General features: G+C 41.4%; 3 protein-coding genes. All 3 read left to right on the top strand.

Annotation, left to right across the window (positions count from 1 at the left end):
* Positions 1-1,383 precede the first annotated feature (1,383 nt).
* Positions 1,384-1,623, top strand: a complete 240-nt coding sequence (locus IQ270_RS29470) for a hypothetical protein (protein WP_193976650.1) — start codon at positions 1,384-1,386, stop codon at positions 1,621-1,623.
* Positions 1,624-2,308: 685 nt separating this feature from the next.
* Entirely contained in the window at positions 2,309-2,560 is a 252-nt protein-coding gene (locus IQ270_RS29465) for a TIGR02450 family Trp-rich protein (protein ID WP_193976651.1), read from the top strand.
* A 172-nt stretch (positions 2,561-2,732) separates the two neighbouring features.
* The coding region (locus tag IQ270_RS29460) for a fructosamine kinase family protein (protein ID WP_193976649.1) at positions 2,733-2,929 on the top strand (197 nt) is incomplete at its 3' end.

The following is a 2,929-nucleotide window of genomic DNA, read 5'->3' as shown; positions in this document are numbered from 1 at the left end:
GAAGGATACCCGTAGCAATGTGTTTAACAAAAATCTGGACTTACACCCTTAAACCGACTTTCTCGGAAAATCTGAGTTTCTCAACTAGAAAAATAGGTGAAAATCCGGTTTCTGGTCTCGCCTGATAAATCGTAAAAATGATGCACAAGTCCTAAATAAGTCAGTTTTAATCAATAATTAAAGAATATTTTTTTAATTTTATACCTTCAAATAACATATTTATGTTACCTCGCTAAGCTATTGCGTAATTTAGATTTTATATAATAAACGATCAAACAATGAGTGGGATGAGCACGCGAGCCGACCCTGAGTATGCAATGTTTATTTGTGCGACAGCTTAGGATCTGATTTAATATTAAGTGTCGTGATATGACGCGTATATAAAAAGGTTAGTCGTGACTATTTGTTTGTTTCTATTATTAATATTTTAGTTTTCACTAAAAATTTTTTCTGTTTGAGGTAATTGACCGAAGATGGTATTACTAACAAATTTGGCGTTCTCTAATTTCTATTAAATACCGACTCTGAAGGCAAATCCTGCACTGTGAACCTTGATAGTACGGGTATTAGCGTGTTGATTTGTTTTACCTATATTTTTGATGAGGAGGAACTATCGGCGGGTGGAAGACTATTTGAAATTGTGCTGTTTTTAAATTATTAGAGTCTAGGGATTTGTTATGGATTATACAGCATTGATGGGTAATTGCGATCGGCGATCGCCCGTAATGAATTGAGACAACAGATTCATCGCCATTAGCGCAAAATGTCTAGATTCGCAAGCTGCGATTTTTTGTTGGCGGACATCACCAAGCTGCCTTAATTAACACAAATAAGGACTTTGCAAGAAAAGCGAAAAAATATATGATTGAGAAACAAGAGTCAAAACTTGCTGGCTTATGGTAGCCCAAGTAACAATACGTATGCCTTAAGTTACAGTCGAGAGCGAAACATAGGGTCGCTCTAAATCAATAAGGTGACGCGGCAGTGTCGGGGTGTTCGGGGGGGCGCTCGAAAAGGAAGGTTAGGCGATCGATCCCTTCCCAATGGGGGAGGGTGAAACCTAGGAAAGCAAGGATATCGAGACAATGCTGAACTTTTCGAGTTCAAGAGAGTAGCGTTAGCACTAAACTCTGCATTATTGTGGGAGGTGAGCCAAATTTGTAACAGTTCTTAATTATGAATAATTCTGTCAAAACTGCTAGCATAGTGACACTTTTGCTGGCAAAAACAGATAAAGTAAATAAAGTTGGCTAGCTCTAGACGCCCGATCCCCATCCTGGGGATGTTGAATCAATTTGATTCATATCAAGTGGTTTTAGAGTTACAACTGGAACCAAAGCATCGCTATTTAACTGAGTTCTTTAGTTAATTTTACTTTTTGCTATGAACGTGGATTTTATCAAAGCCCAAGTCAGGTTGCTACAGGGTGCAAGTTCATCGGAGCGAGAAACCCTTATTAAAAACATCGGCGTCTGTGCTGGCGTGATCAGGCCCGGAGAGTACGTGACTCCGCAGCGGAAGCACGCGATCACTCTCTGGCTGCAAACAAATGCGGTTCGACTCCGCCTTCCCCAACTTCCTATGGATTTATCGGGCCAAAAGCCTTCCCACGGAAGTAATTAAGGGGAGCTGCACAGCAACTTAAATCAGTCAATCTTACTTAAAAGTGATTTGTTGTTGAGTTGTACAGCGTCAAGCAGACACCATTAAGATGGAAAAAATGTTTGTGGGGAGAGTTGGGCCCGAAAAAACGGCTGCGGACAAAATGTGGCTGACTGCTTTGGTAAAAGCAGCAAATGAATGTCAAACCTGCTCCCAAAGTAGATTTGAGTAAGTTTCGCAGAACGGATGATTGTGCACAACTACAACCAGAGTTATTTGTTTTTAGATTTGAGATTCACGATTGAGCTGGTGTTGCATAAATTTGCTATGTGTGGCTCTGCCTAAAAATCAACCCTATTCAATAGGTATAACTAATTACATGGGCAGTCAATGAACTGCCCTTACTTTTGAAGTCGGAGGCGAAACTGCTGCAAGTTACAACAAACTCATCTATAGTACGGAGAGAGTTTAGCTTGGTTATGATGCAAGATCGAGTTAAGCAAGAGATTGTCTGTAATGTTCTAAAGGGGAGACGGTTCTCGACGATCGCGGGGAATCTAGAATTAATATAATAGACAAATCCGAAACAGCCTGTAAAGAACCCGCAAGCGAGCTTGCGAAGCGAGAATTATTGGAGATGTCGAATCAAATAAAAGGAGTTATTACAATTAACTTGCATTGTCATATATTTGTTACCGAAAATACTGTGCCGAAAAAACAAAAATTTCCTTATTTAGTTGGTTCCCGATGGACTTCACATCAAAAAAGTTGGGGTTGGCGGCACTTTCAGGTGGTCAACAGAAAAAACGAAGGTAAATGGGTGTTTGCGGAAATGGTGGCGGCTTGCGATCCGAATGTTCGTTTCTGGCTGAACGCCGCACAGCTCAAAGACCGATCGCTGTGGGAAGCTGGATGGCAGTCTACGCAACAATTAGAGGAATTAGAAACAGCAGACTAAAGGACAGCGCTTTGGGGTAGAGTGAGGTGTAGGCCAGGGGCTTGGAACTGCAACTTATAGGATATTCCATGTATATGCAGTACGCCAGAAATCCGGTTTCTGGGGTGTAGTTCATCAACCTGGAATACGCTGTACAAACTAATTCCGATCGCCCTCAAAACAATTTGATACTATGTGGGACAAAATTGCCGCGCACATCTCTGAATCAACCGCAGAAACATTTTCGATAGACAACCGCCGTTCTGTCAGCGGTGGCTGCATCAATCAAGGCTATGCTATCAGTAGCACTTCTGGCACTTATTTCGCGAAAATCAATCAAGCTTCTCAAGTCGCCATGTTTGAAGCTGAGGCGCTGGGATTGCTGCAAAT

The organism is Microcoleus sp. LEGE 07076, assembly GCF_015207455.1.
In the GTDB taxonomy this organism is placed as follows: domain Bacteria; phylum Cyanobacteriota; class Cyanobacteriia; order Cyanobacteriales; family Microcoleaceae; genus Microcoleus.
Note: the sequence above shows the minus strand (reverse complement) of the source record. Positions and strands in the feature narration are given on the sequence as shown.

Bases quoted from the DNA above. Each gene is read 5' to 3' on its own strand.
- IQ270_RS29470 (WP_193976650.1), top strand. From the start codon at position 1,384: ATGAACGTGGATTTTATCAAAGCCCAAGTCAGGTTGCTACAGGGTGCA.